The organism is Pseudoalteromonas sp. TAB23, from assembly GCF_000498075.1.
Taxonomy (GTDB): Bacteria; Pseudomonadota; Gammaproteobacteria; order Enterobacterales; family Alteromonadaceae; genus Pseudoalteromonas; species Pseudoalteromonas arctica.
In genome coordinates, this window is sequence record NZ_AUTP01000305.1 from 1 (window position 1) to 16,551 (window position 16,551).

The window sequence follows — 16,551 nt, forward strand, 5'->3', positions numbered from 1 at the left end:
CTCGGTTTTTACTTAGCCCACTAGGTTACAAACCTCGCGCCGCGATTTAATCGCCCCTAGATTGAACAAATTTCAATCCACAAAGATCAACACGCCCTAGTAATGCTATAAATGGCATTAAACGTGCATATGTACTGCTAATTACTATACAAGGGCTAAATGCTATGCGAGCAATTTCATTACTTATTACACTTGGGTGTTTAACCTTAGGTGGTTGTAGCAGCGTTTTTGATAAGCATGTTGAATATAAATATGTAGAGCCAAATAATTACCCCGTTTTAAAAGCGATAGGGTATGCACCTATTAGCTTGCAAAAAGGCGCTAACGCGTCGCAAAAACAACTTATGGCAATTAAGGCTTCTAAGCTTGAGGCTTACCGCGAGCTTACTGAGCAAGTATATGGGCAAAAAATTACCGCCGGAACAACGGTGGAAGGTTCAATTGCTCAAGACGATTACTTAGAAAGTAAAGTGCAGGGGCTTATTAAAGGTGCACAAATAATTAAAACTTACGCAGTAGATGACACTTACGTGACCGAGCTTGAGCTTAATATGAAGCGTGTGCACGATTTATACATAGGTGAAGTAAAACCACGCGAAGTTAAAAAAGTAACTTATTACTAGGGCGTGTTGATCTTTGGTGGGTGAATTTGCAGCAGTATGTTTGGTTTTTAGGCAAGGCGGAGCCTATGTAGTGTGGTTATTCTCGATGAATAGGCGATAACGTAGTATAAATACCAAACATGCGCTGCCCTTTGGGTTCTTTCTAGGGACGATCAACTCTTTGTTGCTCGGTTTTTACTTAGCCCACTAGGTTACAAACCTCGCGCCGCGATTTAATCGCCCCTAGATTGAACAAATCTCAATCCACAAAGGTCAACACGCCCTAATGATTAAAAAAGTTATTCAAAATATCTCATCCTCTTATATTGAGTGCTATGCTGTTGTTAGGATTAATTTTTAAGCAGATTGCGTAGTGCTCAACAGATGTATTTTATTGCCACTTATATTAACAGTGGCTCTGTAAATGGCGTTTAAGCCAACTTATTTAAATCCTAAATTATTTATATGGTGCAAAGCCAATTTGCGCTACCTATTACTGTTTTTTGTACTCTCTAGTGGTGTGCTTGCAAGCCGACTAACTATTCAATTTAATACCTTTATTGAGCTGATGGGTCAAAAATATGGACCTGCGCGAGCGGCTGTTGCACGTAACTGGCAAAGTATGTTGGTACAAACTCAAAACAAACCAGAGCAACAACAAATTCTTATTGTTAATGATTTTTTTGCGCGTAATTTACGCTATCAAACTGATATTTTGCTTTGGAAACAAAATGATTATTGGGCAACCCCTTTAGAAACGTTAGGCAGAGGCCTAGGTGATTGTGAAGATTACGCAATAGCAAAGTATATAAGCTTGAGAGCCCTAGGGGTGAGTGACGACAAGTTACGCCTTATTTATGTAAAAGCAAAAATTGCGGGCACTAACAAAACGCAAGCACATATGGTGTTAGGTTATTTTGCTACACCAAACGCTCAGCCACTTATTTTAGACAGTTTAATAACAAAGGTTTTACCTGCTGCAAAACGTGTAGATTTAAGCCCTGTTTTTAGCTTTAACAGCCAAGGTTTATGGGCTAATAATTCAACCAAAAGTGTAGCCAGCCCAACAGCAAGACTTTCACGCTGGCGTAAAATTTTGGAGCAGACAACCAAAGAAGGAGTTATGTGGTAATGGCATCATTTTCCTTATCTAAGTATCTTAAAAAACGAAAAATAACACTCAGGCAAGAGCTGTGGATTGCATTATTAATTGTTATTTTTGTAGGCTTTATAAGTAGTGTTTTAATTAGCACTAATTCGGCTAAAAGTTATTTTTCGACCCAGCTGTACTTAAAAAATGTAGATAACGCCAGTTCACTCGCGTTAATGATCAGCCAATTAGACAAAGACCCCGTTGAGCTTGAGTTATTAGTATCGGCCACATTTGATACCGGTCACTATAAGCGAATAGAACTACAAAACCCTAATGGTGAGGTGATTGTTAAACGCACGTTTACCGATGAACTTAAAGCGACGGCTCCGCAGTGGTTTAGATCAATGTATGGATTAAATGTACAGTCAGGGGTTGGGCAAGTAAATGATGGTTGGCAGCAGTTTGGTACTTTGTTTATAGAAAGCCATAGTCAATATGCTGAGCAAGCCTTATGGGAAAGTGCGCTTAAACTATTTTTTAGTTTTTTAATTGTCGCTTTTTTTGCTTGTATAGTTAGTGCTTACTTTTTAAGTAGGATATTAAAACCACTAGATGATGTTGTGTATCAGGCTAATGCATTTGGTGAAAAACGTTTTATTAAATCGAGCGTTCCGCGCACTTTTGAGTTTGCACGTTTAGTGCAATCAATGAATCAATTATCTGCCCGTTTTAGCCGTATTATTAAAGAAGATAATAAACGTTTAGAAGAGCTTAGATTTAAATCGCAACACGATGAGCTAACTGGTTTAGCAAATAGAGAATACTTTGGTGCAACGCTTGAGGCTCACTTACAAAAATCGAAAGATCATGCCCATGGTGCCTTGTTTTTATTCAGGGTTGTAAACCTTGATCGCGTAAGTGAGGAAGTGGGACGAGTAGAAATGATTAACTTTCTACGTCGATTTTCACAGATGTTGGTTAGCTTCTTAGAGAGCAACCAAGAACACTTTTCTGAAAATTACATTGCACGTATTTCTCACAGCGATTTTACAGTTTTATTTAGTGATATTGATGATATTCAAACAATCAGTGAACGTATTTTATTGATGCATCAATCGTTTGTTGAAGAGTATAAAAACGTTAAGCTAGCGATACCTCACAGCTGTACTTATATTCAAAAAGACGACACGCGATTTGATGTATTAAAGCGTGCGGATGAACTTTTAAAATCATCGGGTAAACGATCTGATGTACAAGCAAAAGTAGCTCAAATCAAGCAGGAAAGTGAGCTGTTTGATAATGCAACTAGCTGGAAAAATGCCATAGAAGAGGCACTCAACAATAATAATTTAGAAATAAATACTTACCCCGTAACTAGCTTTACAGGGCAGGTAATGCAAAATCAATTAGGGTTGAGCCTAAAGCTTGGTGGGCAAGTATACCGTGCTAGTTACTACTACCAGTGGGCTAACCGATTAAAGTTATTAGCGCGTTTAGATTGGGGTTTAATTAAGGCGTTGGTGGCTCATTATAGTATTGAGCCACCAAGTGAACTGATTTCGGTTGAATTATCTGCTCAAACGTTACTTGATGATGCTGCACTTGCTTCGATTCTTACGTACCTTTCGGCGTTTCCTGATTTAGCCTCTAAAGTTTGTTTTGATATTCGTGAAAGTATTGCCGTTAGCGAAATTGAGATATTTAAAGATTTTTGTGAGCAGGCTCGATGTATGGGCGCTAAGGTAGCATTAAAACGTGTGGGCCCTGAATTTACTAAAATTAATAAAATTCAGGAATTTGGTCTTGAAATGATTAAGGTTGATAGCGTTTACGGACACAATATTAGTTACAGCCAAGATAACCAAACATTCCTGCGAGGAGTATGTACGTTAGCGCATTCTATTGGCATTAAAGTGGTGGCTCAAGGTGTAACAAGCCAAGATGATATAGATACGCTTATTAACTTAGGTTTTGATGGGGTTATTAAAGAGTAAGTAATAGGCATTAACTGTGCGGTTAATGCCCTTTTACAACTAACATTAATTGAATTCGGTCGCGAACTTTTAGCTTATTAAATATAGAGCTCATATGCTCTTTAATTGTGCGTTCTGTAATATTTAAAGATTCTGCAGCTTGCTTATTAGTTGCACCTGTTACAACAATATCAACTACTTGACGTTCTCGCTTTGTGAGTACATCAAGCTCGCATGTGCTCGCATATTTAAACGGTGTATTTGATAAAGCTCCTACTAAGTTAGATAGTAATTGCCCTGGTAACCATATTCCGCCGGTACAAATTGTCTCAAGTACTTGTTCAATAATTACTTTAGTAGCAAGTGCTTCTACGTACCCCCTAGCTCCTGCTTCAAGCGCACTTCTTAGTTGATTTATTTCTAGTTCGTTGGTCATAACTATAACCAGTAAACGTTGCTGAGAATACTTTTTAACAAGCTCAAGCCAATTAGGTGTGCCGGCCAAAACCCAAATAATACTTGATGCCGTGACTCTGTGTGGTTCTTTTGTGCATATTAAACAACCAGGAAACGCTGTATGCCAGTGTTTCGATTCAAATTCAGGCTGTGTAATAAAAATACTTTGGCGCATTACTTCTCCATTTATAAAATGTTTTAACGCTCTGTCATTGCTTGCGATGTAGCTCTAAGAACCGGTTTTAAAATATACTCAAGTACGGTTTTTTTACCGGTAATAATATCCACTTGAGTGGTCATTCCTGGAATAATAGTCAGCTCTTTTGAAAAATTATTTTTGGTGGTTTTTAGCTGCACCAAATAAAAGGTATTCTCGCGGTCATCTGTAATTGTATCGGCGCTAATATGTAATACTTCGGCTTCAAGGCCACCATATACGGCAAAGTCGTAGGCACTAAATTTTATCATTGCAGATTGACCAGGGCGTAAAAATGCAATGTCTTTAGGCGGGATTTTTGCCTCTACTACAAGTTGATCGTCAAGCGGGACAATTTCCATAACATCACTACCTGGCTGTAAAATACCGCCAACTGTATTAACTAATAATCGTTGTACAGTGCCTTTAACAGGAGAGCGTATTTCAGTTTGAGTTACTTTATCGGCTAAGCCAGATTCAGTTTCTTTAATTGAATCTAGTCGCAGTAGCGCTTCGGAGAGTTCATTGTTCCAGCGGTTAATCATAACGAGCTCAACTTCGGTTACCTTATTTTTAGCTTCGTTAATGGCCGAAAGACTCCTATTTATAACTGCCTTGGTTCTGTTTATCTCGCCGTTTAAATCAACTATTTGACGCTCTAAACGAATAATATCTATATCCGAAATGGCACCGGTGCGTAACAATGGACGAGTCACTTTAAGCTCCCTGTTTGTTAAGCGTAGCGCACTGGTATGCTGCTGAAGTGCCGCTTTTGCTTCAATATAATCTTGGTGTCGCTGTTCTAGTTGGCGTTTGTGAATACTTACCTGTTGCTCCAACTCTTGGCTGTTACTCAAATAAAGAGAGCGTTCGTGTTGAACCACCTGAGGTGCATTTTTTATAACATCTTCGTTAAATACGAGCTCCTTTTTTTGAGTGAGCGCTCTGAGCCTCGCAACTTTTGCACTTAACGATTCAACCTTGGATTGATTTTCTCTAAAGCTAGAAATAAAGCGGGTAGGGTCTATTTTAATGAGTACATCACCCTCGTTTACTATTTGGCCTTCTCGGACATTTATTTTTTCGACCATACCACCATCATAAGATTGAATAAGCTGTAATTTATTAGAGGGAATAACACGACCCTCGCCACGAGCAACTTCATCTAAATTAGCAAAGCCAGACCACACAATAAGGCATATAAACGTTAAACAAATTAAATAAAGCAGTAACCTAGCGCTTGCTGGCTCTTGCTGCATTTTTTCCCACTGTGCATCTACTACCCAGTCTTGAGTATTTGGCGGTGAGATCCATCCTTTAAATAGTTTATTAAATACGGATGGCTTACCTTGTTTTCTTGCTTCTATTGCTTTGCTAACAGATTCAAAAGAGCGTTGTTCAAGTGGTTTTTTGTTATCACTCATGAGGCTTGCTCCACGGTTTTATTATTTAACGCCGCAATTACTTTTTGTTTTGGTCCATCAGCAACTACTTTTCCGTTATCTAAAACTATAATACGGTCAACAAGCTCGAGTAATGATGAGCGGTGAGTCACTACAATTAGGGTTTTATCTTTAGAATAATTTTTTAAATTGTTAATAATTTTACTTTCACTATTGTGATCTAGCGATGAGGTTGGCTCATCTAGTAATAGTATTGGTGGGTCGTTAATTATGGCTCTTGCCATACCTACAGCTTGGCGTTGCCCTCCTGATAATTGACGGCCTTGCTCGCCTACTTGTAAATCAAATCCGTCTGGGTGCGAATTAATTAAATCAAATAATTGGCTTCGCTCACAGGCTTCAATAATTTGCTCGTCTTTGGCATGCCAAGCGCTTATCGTAAGGTTGTCTTTTAAGGTCCCATAAAACAGGGCAACGGTTTGCGGTACATAACCAATATTATGGCGAAGCTCTGCAGGGTCAATTTGATGTATATCGTTATTGTCCATCAAAATTGCTCCTGAACAGGGTTCATATAGCCCTAAGATAAGCTTTTCTAATGTACTTTTACCAGAGCCATTACGTCCTAAAATTGCGACTTTTTCACCGGCTTTAATTTTAAAACTAACGCCGTTGAGTGCATTATGAGATTCGTCAGAGTATTTAAAGCATACATCTTTAAATTCTATATCGCCCTTTAAAATAGGGTGGCTTAACCAATGCTTACCAGGTGGGCGCTCGACCTCTTTTTCCATAATCTCATTTAGTGATTGCATTGCTATTGCGGCATGATGATATTGCGCTAAAACAGCGGCTGACTGCCCAATAGGGCCCATAGCACGAGATGATAATAGGTAGGCTGCAATTAATCCGCCTTGAGTTAGCTCACCTTCAATAACGAGGTGTACGCCTATTATCATTATTATCACGCCTACGCATTGCTGTATCCATGATGCTGTATTTGATATAGAGCTAGAAACGAGTCGGCTTTGTGCGTTTACTTGCGCAATGTAAATGGTCGACTTTTCCCATACAGATTGTGTTTTACACTCTGAGTGAAAACTTTTTACATCTTCAATGTTGGTTAAACTTTCTACTAATACTGCATTTCGCATTGAGCTTGCTTTCATTGTTTGCTCTGAAAGGGCTTCAAGTTTGCGGTGTGCGGCTATAGCGTAAGCTAATAATATAAGTGCGCCCGCGATAATGGGTAAACTTAGAGGTACGCCAATAATGGCGATAACAATTAAATATAAAACTACGAATGGTAAGTCGACTAATGCGACAAGCGTTATGGAGCTAAAAAAGTTACGTACAGCTTCAAATGATTGAATATTGCTAGCAAAGGAGCCAGCTGATGATGGACGGTTTTTTAGTTTCATACCTAATACCCGCTCCATAATTACAGCCGATACTTTTACATCTATTCTGCTTGCAGCAAGCTCTACAAAATAGCCTCTTACTAAGCGTAAAACAAAGTCAGCAGTGAGTGCTATCAAAATACCAATAGCAAGTACCCAAAGGGTTTCTGTTGCATGGTTGGGCACTACGCGGTCATATACATTCATTACAAATAAAGGCATAGCAACCGACAAAAAGCCCAAAGCAATAGCTGAAATGATTACGTCTTTATAAAGTGAGCGGCATTCTTTAATTACTCCCCAAAACCATCCGTCTTTTGATAGTTTTTCAAGTACAGGTGTTCGCTCATCAAATGCAAATTCTGGTTGTGCATAAATAATTAAACCAACACTGTTGCCTGCTAATTCATCAATGCTTTGTTCGATAACTGATTCGGTAAGCTCTGGGTAAATTACACTCACCACCTGCTTATCGTAATCAATAGAATTAATAACACAGGCTTGATTGTCTTTTAAAATTAAGATGGCAGGCAGTAGTGCTGTATTAATTTTTTGTAGTGGCTTATTAACTACTTTCGATTTAAAGCCAATGCGCTTAGCTGCGCGCGAAAAACCTGATGGAGTAAGATTTCCATCAGTTAGAGGAAGTCCATTTAATAGTGCTTCTCTTGAAAACTCTTTATCATGATGGCGACATAAAACTGCTAGGCAGTCAACGAGTATGCCACCATGATCAAGTACATTGTTTAATTCCATAAACCATCCAATGTTATGTAGAACTGCATGCGGTTGTTACTACTAAACCTAAACTCGAGAAATAAATTTAGCTTAAATATTTCAAGCCGAGTTTAGGTTATTTACATAACGTTAATTGACTTAGCTATCAGTAATTACAGCTTCGATACGTCGATTCGCAGCATTTGCTCTTACTGATATTTCGTTTACTCGTGGTTGATCGATGCCATACCCGAACGATTTAACACGTTTTGGTTTTATATCGAATTGTTTAATTAGAATTTCAGCAACGGCAAACGCACGTTTTTCAGATAGTTTGCGGTTATATGTTCGATCTCCATCTAGAGATGCATGACCTCGTATTTCAACCTGCTTATTTGGGTTTTCTTTTAAAAAATCTGCAAGCCGACTAATTTCTTGAATATATTGAGACCTTACATCGCTTGAGTCAGCAGAAAAAGGGATACCAATCTCTATATTCGAGGTTGATGCGCTATAAATTGTACAGCCAGATAAATCAACATTAGTTGACAGCGGTGTACTCGGACAAGTGTCTTGCTCGTTTGGTACGCCGTCACCATCATCATCTAAAAAGTTACTTGGTGTAGTGTCGGTTTCCAACGGTATATCTAAGTACCTTGGCATAGCGGTTACACTCATGTAGGCATTATCTTGCTTCGCTTTTTTTTGTAGAAATGCCTTGCGGCTAAAGGTGGTTGCTACATCGTAACTCGGACAAATATTTTGTGCGTTATGCACAATAGGATCGTCAGTTAGCTCTTTTAATGTAGGGTATTTACCTGACATTACGTCAAGTGCTGGCAATAATTTCCCCATTTCTTTTAGCATAGTTAAAATAGCCGATTGGCGGTCGTAAAGCGCAACTATGTATGAACGTGTTGATTGGAACGATTCGTTTTCGGCATCAAGTACGTCTAGTAAAGTTCGTTGGCCTATATCAAATTGATCTTTATATGCAATTTTAACTTTAGTTGATGATTCGCGGTGTTGATTAAGCGCTGGTAACTTTTGCTCTAATATAGTGACGTTGTAATAAGCAATTTGCAGACTCTGACGAATATCAATACAAGACTGATCGCGTTGATATTTTGCAATGTTTATATCCTGATAGGCTTGTTCTAAATTAGCATTATCAAGACCACCGTTATACAAGTTATAACTAATATATATGCCGACTCGCGCTTCTGTTCTGGTTTCATTTTGACCAAGTTCATCTCTATCTTGGCTACCGTAGCGGACAGATAAATCTACGTTAGGGTGAAACGCTGCTTTTTGTGCTTCAATATTATACAAAGAGGCGTAAAACGAAGGGCTATTTTTGTAAGCGACGTCTAGCGCTTGATTAACTGAAATTGGTATATTTTTTTCATCAAGGTCTGCTTGCTTTATATCGTCCAGAGGAAGCTCTCCTACAACCCTTAAGTAGCGAGCGCTTACATCATGTAAATTTGAATACTCCGTTAATACGTTAGATTGTGCTAAAGATAAGCGCCCACTAATTTGTTCTAGATCGGCAGCGCGCGCTACACCGGCGCCTACGCTTTGCTCTATTTGTTGGTATACAGACTCGTGCTCTTGTAAATTAGCTTCTGCAAGTTGTACTAACTCCTTGAATTTTTGTACGTCAAGTAGTGCAATCGAGGCTTCAAGTGCTGTTTGTTCTGTTTGAGAAATAAGCTCAAAGTACCTAATAAGTTGAATACGTTTAAAACGGTCAACTGTATTAGATGTTCTAAAACCGTCATAAAGCATTTGAGTAACGCTTAATTCGGCTGTATTACGGTTATATTCTTCTTCAATACCGTAATTTCTTCTTTCATATCCTGCACTTGCTGATACATCAACACTTGGTAAATAACCTGAACGGGCAGCATCCACTCCATAAATAGAAGATTTAAAAGCATGCCATGCTTCTTGTACTTCAGGATTGTTTTCAATCGCTTTACTTGAGACGTATGTAAGTGGCATTGCTGATTGTTCGTTTGCATGCACGTAGTTTGATAAAGTTACGGCTGTAATCGCTAATCCGATTAACATAGTCCCTTGATGTTTCTTAAAAGTGTTTTTTGTAATCATTTCTTCCTCTTAGATCCTGTTAAGACCGAAAATACTCTCTTAAGTATTTAGTAAAGGAATACTATTTTTGCAAGTAATCGTTTTGGTTAGCATAAAAAAAAATTTCTACCACTTTTTTGTTGATTTTTTATTTTTGAATTTTTCTTCTAAACCTGTACTTGAGTACAGTATCTATGTGGCTTTTTTGTCCTACCTTTAACTTATTAGATTGTTATTTTAAAAAGTTTGAGGGTACCGAAATGGAAGCAAATCAACTGGTAGTTATTGATATTCAAGGTTCGGCAGGTGTTGTGCTGGATGATGGGTCAATAAGAGCATTAAATGTTGGTGACACTATCACCGTGGGTGATTTAGTTGTTACTGCTATTAAATCGTCTCTACAAATTGATGTGCAAGGTGAAACCTTATCTATACCCGCAAATCAAAAGGTAAAAATAACACCAGACTTATTAGCGAAAGAAGCCAGAGATTCTAGCGAAACAACTGTTTTTGATGAAAGTTTAGATGAAGCAATCGCAAGCTTAGATTTAGGGGCAGAGCAAGACCCATCAACAGCGGCTAATTCTGATGTAACAGATTTTTTAGATGCGTTAGAAGGTGATGGGGACATTTTAGATAATTTAGAGGCAACAGCCGNGGTAACGCTGCGGGTGCAGATGGAGGCAGTTCGTTTGTACAGCTAACCCGAATTTCTGAAAGTGTTGACCCTAGTAGTGTTACTTTTGATTCATCTTTTGATCAAGGCGCTACTGAAGCTTTTAATTTAAGAGATACCTCTGACGGTATTGTGCCTGATTCAACTACTGCTTCTATTTCACTTAATGAGATAGGTATTACTAACTCATCACAACCAACAATCACCGGTACGAGCGAAAACTTAATTGGCGAAACAGTTAATGTAACGGTAACTGATGTTGATGGAAACTCTCAAGTAGTTAGTGTTGTAATTGGCCCTGATGGTACCTTTGAAATAACCCTACCAACACCAATTGCTGATGGCCCTGTAACGGTTGTAGTTGAAGCGACAGATCCTGTTGGTAATACTATAAACGACACTATTTCAATTGAGGTTGATACAACACCTCCACTTATTGCTATTGATCCTGTTGCCGATTCTGCTTCGCAAACAGTGACAGTGACAGGGACAGTATCTGGTTTGAATACTGGCGATAATGTATCAGTCACGTTAATGGATAGTGCAGGTACGGTACAAACAATAGTTACTCAGGTTGATGCTCAAGGAAATTGGGTAATTACTACCACCTCACCTTTATCTGAAGGGGAGTTTAACGTAAGCGCTGTTGCGATTGATGCAGCTGGAAATCAAGCTGTAGACCAAGCTTTAGCTAATGTAGATTTAACTGCTCCGGTAATCACCGTAAATGTAACTGATGAAACAAATAACGCAACACCACCACTTGTTGGAACAACAAATGGTGTTCCTGAGGGCACTCAAGTAACAATTACTGTTACAGATAGTGCAGGACAAATACAAACATTAACTGCAGTTACCCAAGCCGATGGAAGCTGGAGTGTAGAAGTAGGGACTCCTTTACCTGAAGGTGATTTTACTGTTGATGCACAAGTAAGCGACAGTGTAGGAAACTTAGCATTAGCAAGTGATTCAGGAGTAATTGATTTAACGGCGCCTTCGGTACAAATTAATAATATTAACGACACTCAAGACACCACGCCAACGATTACAGGTAACGCGCAAGATGTACCTGCAGGCTCTATTATTAGTGTGGTTATTACCGATTTTGATGGTCAAACTCAAACATTATTAACCCAAACTAACGTTGATGGTGATTGGTCTATCGACGTAACTACGCCATTGGCTGAAGGGCAGTTTGAGGTTGATGCAAGTGTAAGTGATGCTGCAGGTAATCAAGCCCAAGCAAATAACCAAGGTGTTGTTGATTTAACAAACCCTGACATTACCGTTACTGCAATTGCTGATACTAACGATACTACACCAACATTTGTAGGTAGGGTGGAAGATGCTCCTGCGGGCTCTGTTATTACAGTATTAGTAACCGATATTAACGGTAACGTACAAACTTTAACTACTTTATTAAATGAAGATGGCACATGGAGTGTTGATGCTAATGAAATCTTGCCAGGTGGTGAATTTACCGCAACTGCGTCAGTATCAGATGCTGCGGGTAATGAGGCATCTGCGCAAACAAACGGCGAAATAACGTTTGCTCCTATCTCAATTCAAATCGATGCAATTGCTAATACTAACGATACCACTCCATTTTTCAGTGGTAACACCGGTAATGTGCCTGCAGGTACAACCATCACTTTAACTATTACTGCAAGCGATGGCAGCACATTTACATTACTAGCAGTGACGCAAGAAGATGGTTCGTGGTCTGCACAAGTAACAACCCCTCTGCCTGAGGGCGACTTTACTGTAGTTGCAGCGGTTATAGATGACTCGGGTAATGAAGCGCAAGCAAGTGCAGTAGGTAATGTTGATTTAACTGTAAGCATTAATTTTATTATTGATACTAACGATACAACACCAACAGTTAGCGGCTCTACCCAAGACGTAGAGCCTGGTGCATTAGTAACCGTTACATTTACAGGAAGCGATGGCGTAGCAGAAACCGTGCAAGTAGTTACTGGTGCTGACGGAAGCTGGTCAGTTGAGGCAAGTAATGAATTAGCTGAAGGCCAGTTTAGTGTGGTTGCAACTGTAACTGATGCTGCGGGTAATACAGCTTCTGCAAGTGAAACTGGAGAAATTGATTTAACAGATCCTGCAATCACGATTAATCCTATTGAGGATACGAATGATGTAACCCCATCAGTAAGTGGCAACGTAATTGATGTACCAGCAGGAACAGAAGTTACCTTAGTAATAACTGACAGCGAAGGCAATGAACAAACACTCACAACAATTACAAATGCCGATGGTACATATACAGCGGATATTATTGCAGATCTCAGTGAAGGAGATTTCACAGTAACAGCGAGTGTTAGTGATACTGCTGGTAATAGCAGTACTGCAACTGTTACAGGTACGGTTGATTTAACTGCACCAAGTGTGACTATTAACAATATTGCAGATACAAACGATACAACACCTACTCTTACAGGTTCTACCCAAGGATTAGCATCGGGCAGTGAAGTAACTTTAATTATTACCGATAGTTTAGGGGCTGAGCAACAGTTAGTGACTACTATAAGTGCTGATGGTACTTGGAGTATTGAGATTCCAACTGCTTTAAGTGAGGGGGATTTTACAGTAACAGCTAATGTATCGGATAATGCGGGTAACGCAGCTCAAGATTCACAATTAGGCTCAGTTGATACCACCCCTCCTTTAGTTGCAATAAATGACTTTGCTGATTCAAACGATACAACGCCTACATTTAGCGGAACAACGAGTGATGTAGCACCGGGTAGCCTTGTTAGTGTTTTAGTTACTGATGCAAATGGTGAGTCTCAAACATTGACGGCGGTTGTGTCAGAAGATGGAACTTGGCAAGTAGGTGCAACTCAAGCTGTTGCTGAAGGCGATTTTACAATTACAGCAACAGTAACAGACGCTGCGGGTAATGAAGCAAGCGATACTGTTAGTGGAACAATTGATTTATCAGCTCCAATTATAGCAATTAATACAATCCCAGATAGTGCCGATACTACTCCAACAATATCAGGTTCTGTGCAAAATGTACCAGCCGGAACAACTGTTACGTTAATCGTTACAGATGCTGGTGGTAATACACAAACAATTACAACACAAACGCTAGCTGATGGTAGCTGGACAGCCGATACTAATGAGTTAGTTGAAGGTGGCTTTAGTGTTAATGCCATCGTTAGTGATGAAGCAGGTAACCAAAGTGAAGCTTCTGCACAGGGAACTATCGATAATACCGCACCAAATATTACGATTGATGCACTGGCGGATAGCAACGATACAACACCAACTATTTCAGGCACCGCAACGGGGGAGCCAGAAGGCACGGTTGTTACTATTACAGTTACTGATGAAGCAGGTAACCCACAAATCATTACCACTGAAGTGCAAGCCGATGGCACATTTAGTGTTGATGTACCAAATGAATTAAGTGAAGGTGAGTTTACGGTTGAAGTATCGGTTACCGATACCGCAGGTAATGAAACCACAGCAACAACAACGGGAGAAGTTGATACTGCCGCGCCAACAGTTATTATTGACCCCGTAGGTGATACTAACAATACCACCCCAACTATTTCAGGCACCGCAACGGGTGAGCCAGAGGGCACCGTTGTTACTATTACCGTAACTGATGAAGCTGGTAATCCACAAATAATTACCACTGAAGTACAAGCCGATGGCACCTTCAGTGTAGATGTGCCGAACGAATTAAGTGAAGGCGAATTTACTGTTGAAGTATCGGTTACTGATACCGCAGGNCAGCCACAACAACGGGAGAAGTTGATACCACAGCGCCAATAGTTACTATTAATGCGCTAGGCGATACGAGTGATACAACACCAACTATTTCAGGCACAGCTAGCGGTGAGCCAGCTGGTTCAACCGTAACTTTAACAGTGACCGATGCTAACGGTATAGTACAAATAATTACAGCAGAAGTAATTGCAGATGGAAGTTGGACTGTAGAAGTGTCCGCGGCTTTAGCTGAAGGAAGCTACTCTGTAGATGCAAGTATTAGTGATAGCGCTGGTAATGAAGGCACAGCAAGTGCTTCAGGCACAATTGATACAAGCGCATTGACCATTACCATTGATATTATTGGCGAAACTAACGATCAAACACCTCAAATAAATGGTGATACTTTTAATGCACAAGCTGGCTCTCAAGTTGAAGTTCAGATCACTGACTCAGCGGGTGCAATAATTACTTTAACCACAGTTGTTGATGAAAACGGTCTTTGGAGTGTTACTCCGCCTGCAAATTTAGCTGAGGGCACCATTTTAATTAGTGCGACAGTAACAGACATAGGTGGTGGAAGCGCAAATGCAGAGCTTGATGCTGTAATTGATATTACGCCTCCAACCATACAAGTAAATGAACTAGAAACAAGTAATGATACAACACCGGTTATTTCTGGTAACACAACTGACGTAGTTGCAGGCACGGTTATAAATTTAACGGTTACTGATTCTCAAGGGGTTGTTCGCACATTTAGCACAACAACAGATGCCGATGGTAATTGGGGTGTTGAACTTTCTCAAGAGTTGGCCTCGGGCGATTATTCTGTAGAAGCTGAAGTATCTGATGCTGCTGGAAATAGTGCTTCAGATACGGCTACAGGCAACATAGATACATCAGGGCCTAGCTTAACAGTTGACTTTGATACTGTAACTAACGACTCAACACCTACCATTTCAGGCACTAGTGATGCAGACGTTGGTACCAGCATCACGGTTGTTATTACCGATGAAAATGGGGGTGAACAAACACTCACCACTACTGTTGATACAAATGGTAACTGGGAAGTAACTCCACAAGCAGATTTAAATGAAGGTGATAACACCATAGAAGTGAGTGTGTCTGATGAAGCAGGAAATACGACAACAGTTACAGATACAATTACGTTAGACACACAAGCGCCAATACTCACCATTCAAAACGTAGGCGATGTCAGCGATTTAACACCTGAGCTGCAGGGCACTAGTAATGAAATTGGCGGCACCGTAACACTGACCATCACCGACAGCCAAGGCGCTGAGCAAACCTTCACCACCACCGTTGAAAGTGATGGCCACTGGAATATTGAAATTCCAGGTGCCCTTGCACAAGGTGACTTTAGCGTTGTTGCCAGCATCACTGATGCTGCAGGCAACGACACCACGGCCAACAGTAGTGGTAATGTAGATACCATTACACCGGTTATCACCGTTGATGCACTGGGTTTAGGCAACGACAGCACCCCAGTGGTTAGTGGTACCTCAACAGAGCCTGAAGGCACCGTTGTGAATATTGTTATCACAGACAGTAACGGCGATGAAACACCAATTACAGCCACAGTCGATGCGAACGGCAACTGGCAAGCAATCAGCCCTGAATTACCAGAGGGCAGCTACAGTGTGCAAGCCAGCATTACCGATGCCGCAGGTAACACCGATAGTGCCGTGCAATCGGGCACCATTGATAGCCTCGCGCCAACGCTTGTGCTTGATACCGTGGGCGCAACGAACGATAGCACCCCGACTATCAGCGGAAGTACCAATGCGCCAGCGGGGACTGTTATTAGCATCAGCGTGAGTGATGGCACCACAACAGAAACGTTCACCGCGACAGTACAAGCTGATGGCAGCTGGTCAGCGGATGTACCGAATGCACTGAGCGATGGTGAGCTCACCATTGAAGCTAGCGTTAGTGATAACGCCGGTAATACCACTACATTAAGTGAAACCGCAACACTCAACACCACGGCCCCAAGCATTAGTATTAATGCATTGGTTGATACCAACGACACCACCCCAACCATTAATGGTACAAGCGATGCGGCAGATGGCACCACCATTAGTTTAACGTTTGAAGACAGTGCAGGGAATATTACGACTGTTGATACGACGGTAACGGGTGGTGTATGGAGCATCGATGCACCAACTGATTTAGCCGAAGGCGAATA

9 protein-coding genes are annotated in these 16,551 nt (G+C 40.4%); 5 read left to right on the forward strand and 4 right to left on the reverse strand.

Annotated features, from left to right (window positions below; translation table 11 throughout):
- The first annotated feature begins 164 nt into the window (after positions 1-164).
- The 3 genes from L654_RS0119490 (at position 165) to L654_RS0119500 (ending at position 3,689) form a co-directional block, all read left to right on the forward strand.
- Positions 165-623 (forward strand): LPP20 family lipoprotein, encoded by a 459-nt coding sequence (locus tag L654_RS0119490; RefSeq protein ID WP_008168853.1) that lies wholly within the window; start codon positions 165-167, stop codon positions 621-623.
- Between the two features lie 403 nt (positions 624-1,026).
- Entirely contained in the window at positions 1,027-1,734 is a 708-nt protein-coding gene (locus L654_RS0119495; protein ID WP_007583156.1) for a transglutaminase-like cysteine peptidase, read from the forward strand.
- Positions 1,734-3,689 (forward strand): LapD/MoxY N-terminal periplasmic domain-containing protein, encoded by a 1,956-nt coding sequence (locus tag L654_RS0119500; protein ID WP_024608818.1) that lies wholly within the window; start codon positions 1,734-1,736, stop codon positions 3,687-3,689. Before L654_RS0119495 ends, L654_RS0119500 begins: the two co-directional genes overlap by 1 nt.
- Before the next feature lie 22 nt (positions 3,690-3,711).
- On the opposite strand, the gene L654_RS0119505 is transcribed toward L654_RS0119500, so the two are convergent.
- The 4 genes from L654_RS0119505 to L654_RS0119520 all read right to left on the reverse strand — a co-directional run bounded on the left by L654_RS0119505 (position 3,712) and on the right by L654_RS0119520 (position 9,955).
- Positions 3,712-4,299, reverse strand: a complete 588-nt coding sequence (locus tag L654_RS0119505; protein WP_007583159.1) for a response regulator transcription factor — start codon at positions 4,297-4,299, stop codon at positions 3,712-3,714.
- A gap of 23 nt (positions 4,300-4,322) precedes the next feature.
- Positions 4,323-5,744, reverse strand: a complete 1,422-nt coding sequence (locus L654_RS0119510; protein ID WP_024608819.1) for an HlyD family type I secretion periplasmic adaptor subunit — start codon at positions 5,742-5,744, stop codon at positions 4,323-4,325.
- Positions 5,741-7,879, reverse strand: coding sequence for a type I secretion system permease/ATPase (locus L654_RS0119515; protein ID WP_024608820.1), 2,139 nt, complete (start codon positions 7,877-7,879; stop codon positions 5,741-5,743). The genes L654_RS0119510 and L654_RS0119515 overlap by 4 nt, the downstream gene beginning before the upstream one ends.
- Positions 7,880-7,999: 120 nt before the next feature.
- Positions 8,000-9,955, reverse strand: coding sequence for a TolC family outer membrane protein (locus L654_RS0119520; protein ID WP_024608821.1), 1,956 nt, complete (start codon positions 9,953-9,955; stop codon positions 8,000-8,002).
- A gap of 787 nt (positions 9,956-10,742) precedes the next feature.
- Here L654_RS0119520 and L654_RS1000000127080 point away from each other — a divergent pair.
- Positions 10,743-14,408 carry an Ig-like domain-containing protein gene (locus L654_RS1000000127080; protein ID WP_024608823.1) on the forward strand — a complete coding sequence of 1,222 codons (3,666 nt, stop codon included), beginning with the start codon at positions 10,743-10,745 and terminating at the stop codon, positions 14,406-14,408.
- A 5-nt stretch (positions 14,409-14,413) separates the two neighbouring features.
- Positions 14,414-16,551: Ig-like domain-containing protein (locus L654_RS01000000126445; protein ID WP_263640636.1), on the forward strand; the 2,138-nt coding region annotated here is incomplete at its 3' end.

Bases quoted from the DNA above. Each gene is read 5' to 3' on its own strand.
- L654_RS0119495 (WP_007583156.1), top strand. From the start codon at position 1,027: ATGGCGTTTAAGCCAACTTATTTAAATCCTAAATTATTTATATGGTGC.
- L654_RS0119510 (WP_024608819.1), bottom strand. From the start codon at position 5,744: ATGAGTGATAACAAAAAACCACTTGAACAACGCTCTTTTGAATCTGTT.
- L654_RS0119520 (WP_024608821.1), bottom strand. From the start codon at position 9,955: ATGATTACAAAAAACACTTTTAAGAAACATCAAGGGACTATGTTAATC.
- L654_RS0119515 (WP_024608820.1), bottom strand. From the start codon at position 7,879: ATGGAATTAAACAATGTACTTGATCATGGTGGCATACTCGTTGACTGC.
- L654_RS0119505 (WP_007583159.1), bottom strand. From the start codon at position 4,299: ATGCGCCAAAGTATTTTTATTACACAGCCTGAATTTGAATCGAAACAC.
- L654_RS0119500 (WP_024608818.1), top strand. From the start codon at position 1,734: ATGGCATCATTTTCCTTATCTAAGTATCTTAAAAAACGAAAAATAACA.
- L654_RS0119490 (WP_008168853.1), top strand. From the start codon at position 165: ATGCGAGCAATTTCATTACTTATTACACTTGGGTGTTTAACCTTAGGT.